Annotated in this window: 2 protein-coding genes and 1 pseudogene; all 3 read left to right on the forward strand. The window is 63.9% G+C overall.

The window, feature by feature from the left end; genetic code table 11:
* Positions 1 to 884, forward strand: an 884-nt coding sequence (locus tag GM672_RS26875; RefSeq protein ID WP_371867107.1) for an IS1595 family transposase, incomplete at its 5' end; no start/stop codon positions are given.
* 248 nt (positions 885 to 1,132) lie between these two features.
* Positions 1,133 to 1,681 carry a DUF2867 domain-containing protein gene (locus GM672_RS26880; protein WP_155473577.1) on the forward strand — a complete coding sequence of 183 codons (549 nt, stop codon included), beginning with the start codon at positions 1,133 to 1,135 and terminating at the stop codon, positions 1,679 to 1,681.
* Positions 1,682 to 2,321: 640 nt separating this feature from the next.
* Positions 2,322 to 4,647, forward strand: a pseudogene (locus GM672_RS26885) (heme utilization protein); the annotation flags it as partial.

The following is a 4,647-nucleotide window of genomic DNA, read 5'->3' on the forward strand; positions in this document are numbered from 1 at the left end:
GACGGCTGTTCGAAGGATGTGCCTCGCTGGCCGATTGCCTGGCCATCATCGAGGCACGGGGCGCGCGCCTGCGCCGGTGCCCGCACTGCGACGGCGACAAGCTGTATCGCCACGGCATCCTGCGCGGCCTGCAGCGCTACCGCTGTCGCCAGTGCCACAGGTCCTTCAATGCACTGACCGATACGCCGCTGGCGTTTATCCGCCTGCGCGAAAAATGGTTGCCGTTCCTGCAGTGCATGTTGGGTTCGATGACGGTACGCGCGGCAGCGGAAACAACCGGCATTCACCGCAACACGAGCTTTCGCTGGCGCCACCGCTTTCTTGCCATGGCCAAGGACGATCGGCCCAAGCCCTTGAGCGGCATCGTCGAGGCCGACGAAACGTATTTATTGGAATCGCAGAAAGGCTCCCGTCACATGACGCGTCCGCCCCGGCGGCGCGGCGGCCACGCGAAAAATCGCGGCATCAGCGGCGAACTGGACTGCATCCTGGTGGCGCGCGACCGGCAAGGCCGCACTTGCGATTTCGTCCCGGGGCGCGGGCCCGTCACGGTGGCGCAGTTGCAGCAGCATTTGTTACCCGTGCTGGACAAGGCCGTCCTGCTGGCCACCGATGCGGCGACAGCCTATCGGGAGTTTGCGAAAGATCACGGCATCGCACACCGGGCCGTCAATCTGCGCCAGGGCGAGCGGGTGCTGGGGGAAATCCACGTCCAGAACGTGAACCGCTACCACGCCGTTTTCAAGACCTGGCTGATCCGCTTTCACGGCGTGGCCAGCCGCTACCTGCCCCACTACCTGGGCTGGATACACGGGCTCGACTGTCGTCACCTGAGCACGCCGCAGCAATTTTTACGGGCTGCATTGTTCCCGGCAGGAAGCTAAATGCCGGTGAGACAGTTCACCGCGACCGGGTGACAGCGCCTTTTTTTCGTGCCCCAGCTGAAGGGCAAACTTCACAACCGCGCAGGAGCAGTTCGCCAGGCCGGTCGCGCAGCGGTGTGCCCTGCTGGCAGCGATAACGTCGGATTGCTCATCTTCCAATTCAGGCGCATACTTGGCGTTGCAATAAGATCATTATTGTCGTCGTCCGTCGAACCGACCTTGCCCTGCAAGCCACCAGAGGTGCACGCATGCCCAATGAACTGACCGCCGCCGTCGCGGTGTCGCTGCCGTCCCATTCCGGCGTGGCCCGGATGTACCAATCCGTGCACCTGGCGGACGCGTTCGCGATCCGGCTGCCGGCAGGCGCAACGCATGACCCCGAAGTCCTGGCGCGCTTCATTTTCTCCAACCAGCCAGCCTGGGTGGCGACGCTGATGCGGGTACGGGACAGCATCGTCGCGCACTTCGGCCTGAAGACGGGGGCGGTGCTGGCGGTGCTGGCTGATGCCCACAAGGCCGAACGGGTCGGCATCTTCCGCATCTACAGCAGCACCCCGGCGGAGATCGTCGTCGGCGAAGATGACCGCCATCTGGATTTCCGCCTGTCGGTCCTGTGCCAGGGCACGCCGGACACTGATTCCCTGCTGACGTTGTCGACCGTCGTGCATTGCCATAACCGGCTGGGCCGTACTTATATCCTGCTGATCGCGCCGTTCCACCGCTTGGTTGTCAAGGCCAGCTTGCGCCGCGCGGCGCGGATCGGCTGGCCTCGTGCCGGTGCGCCGGTCACCGTCTAAACCTGCCCCGAGCGGCCCGGCCACCAACCACCCTGACACCTTCATCAGCCTCCCGGCAGCCGGCAATCGTCCGTTTCCGGCTGTAACTTTCAGTCGATTTTCTTCTTCTACTTTTACCGTTCTTCCTGTGCGCCTCCCCTGGGGATATCGCTGCACGGGGCCGCCATGCGCCTTCCCGAAAACCGCGCCGTTGCTGGATTTGACTCGGCTGTTCCGGCTGACAATCTTGCCAGAAAATCGAGTTGTGACCTCACGACAGTCACTCACAAAACAGTTCCGTACGGCAAATAGTACGATATACTGGCAGCCGTAAAAGTTGCTCTCAGGAATAACTTAGTTATAAGGAACACCACAAAGTGCCGTACTTGTTGGCGAACTGGACCGATTATTTAACGACGGCAACTTTGCGGTCGCTCTGTACTCGGCACGGAAGCCGATCAGGTGCCGCGAGGTGCCGGCAGAGGGCGGGGCGAGCATTAAAGTAAACCCGGTAGTTGCCGTTAAGAATCAAAACACCCTGTCATCGGACGGGGGAAGTATCCACAGAATCAGGCATTTCGCCACCCAGGTAGAGAACGGGGCCAAGGATGGCTACGTTTCAATTTGAACATAGACATACGCCGCACCCAAGGAGAAATAAATGAGTTTCGTCACCAACTTGAGCACCCAGCAGATCGCCGCGCTATCGACTGAGGACATTATTGCCATCGGCACGGCGGACATCGTTGCGCTGAACTCGGACCAGTTCCAGGCTCTGACGACGACTCAGATCGGTGTGCTGCAGACCTCGCAGGTGGCTGCCCTGACCACCACGCAATTGGCCTCCGTGATCACGACCAACCAGGTCGTGGCTCTGACCTCGAACCACGTGGCTGCCCTGAGCACCATGCAAGTGGCGAGCCTGTCGACCAACGCCGTCGTGGCGCTGGAAACGGGCGATTTCGCCGCCCTGAAGACCGGTTCCATCGCCGCCCTGACGTCGACCCAGATCGCCGCCGTAAGAACCGAGCAGATTGCCGCAATGGGTACTGCCCAGATCGCCGCGCTGTCGACGGCCAACCTGGCCACGGCGCTGACGACCAACCAGGTCGTCGCCCTGACCACTGCCCAGGCCGCCGCGCTGACGACGGCACAAGCCGCCGCGCTGAGCACGAATGGCCTGGTGGCGATGGAAACGGCCGACCTGGCCGCGCTGAAGACCTCCGCCGTTGCCGCGCTGACCACGACCCAGTTCGCCGCCCTGACGACGAACCAGTTCGGTAACCTCGCCACCAACCAGATCGCCGCGCTGACGACGAACCAGTTGGCCAACGGCCTGACGACCAACCAGGTCGTGGCCCTGAGCTCGAACCAGCTGAGTGCCTTCAACACCGCCCAGTTCGGCGCGCTGTCGACCACGGCCGTTGCCGCCGTCGAAACGGCCGATATCGGTGGCCTGAAAACCAATGTGATTGCCGCCCTGAAGACGGCGCAACTGGCGTCCCTGACGACCAACCAGATCGGTGCCCTGGGCACCGGCCAGGTGGCCGCCCTGACCACCGGCTCGATGCAGGCCCTGACGACCAACCAGGTCGTCGCCCTGTCGAGCAACCAGGCATCCGTGTTGAGCTCGGCGCAAGTCGGCGCCATGAGCACCGAAGGCGTAGCCGCCATCGAAACGGCCGACCTGGCCGCACTGAAAACCGGCACCATCGCCGGCCTGAAGTCGAACCAGCTGGGCGCCCTGACGACCAACCAGGTCGTCGCCCTGACGACGGCGCAAGCTTCGACCTTGAGCTCGGCCCAAGTCGCCGCCCTCAGCACCAACGGTGTCGCCGCGCTGGAAACGGCCGACCTGGTCGCCCTGAAGACGTCCAGCATCACCGGCCTGACGACGACGCAATTCGCCGCCCTGACCACCAACCAGGCCGCCAATCTGACCACTGGCCAGATCGCCGCCCTGACGACGAACCAGCTGGCCAACGGCCTGACCACCAACCAGGTCGTGGCCCTGAGCTCGAACCAGGTAGGTGCCTTCAGCACCGCCCAGTTTGGCGCGCTGTCGACCAATGCCATTGCCGCCATCGAAACGGCCGACATCGCCGGCATCAAGACCAACGTCATCGGTTCGCTGAAGTCGGCGCAGGTGGCTGCCCTGACGACCAACCAGATCGGCGCGCTGAGCACCAACCAGGTGTCGGTACTGTCCACCGCCGGCCTGCAAGGCCTGACGACGAACCAGGTTGTCGCCCTGTCGAGCAACCAGGCCGCCGTGCTGAACTCGGCCCAACTGGCCTCGCTGTCGAACGACTCCATCGCCGCGCTGGAAACGGCTGACCTGGCCGCCATCAAGACGGCCGCCATCACCGGCCTGAAATCGAACCAGCTGGGCGCCCTGACGACCAACCAGGTCGTCGCCCTGACGACGGCGCAAGCCTCGACCTTGAGCTCGGCCCAAGTCGCCGCCCTGAGCACCAACGGTGTCGCCGCGCTGGAAACGGCCGACCTGGTTGCGCTGAAGACCTCCAGCATCGCTGGCCTGACGACGACCCAATTCGCCGCCCTGACCACCAACCAGGCTGCCAGCCTGGCCACCGGCCAGATCGCCGCCCTGACGACGAACCAGCTGGCGAACGGCCTGACGACCAACCAGGTCGTCGCCCTGAGCTCGAACCAGCTGGGTGCCTTCAACACCGCCCAGTTCGGCGCGCTGTCGACCAACGCCATCGCCGCCATCGAAACGGCCGATATCGGTGGCCTGAAGACCAACGTCATCGCTTCGCTGAAGTCGGCGCAGGTGGCGGCCCTGACGACCAACCAGATCGGCGCACTGAGCACCAACCAGGTGACGGCACTGTCCACCGCCGGCCTGCAAGGCCTGACGACGAACCAGGTTGTCGCCCTGTCGAGCAACCAGGCCGCCGTGCTGAACTCGGCCCAACTGGCCTCGCTGTCGAACGACTCCATCGCCGCGCTGGAAACGGCTG

The organism is Pseudoduganella buxea (assembly GCF_009720835.1).
In the GTDB taxonomy this organism is placed as follows: Bacteria; Pseudomonadota; Gammaproteobacteria; order Burkholderiales; family Burkholderiaceae_D; genus Rugamonas; species Rugamonas buxea.

Coding starts and splice junctions, on each gene's coding strand:
- GM672_RS26880 (WP_155473577.1), top strand. CDS start 1,133: ATGCCCAATGAACTGACCGCCGCCGTCGCGGTGTCGCTGCCGTCCCAT.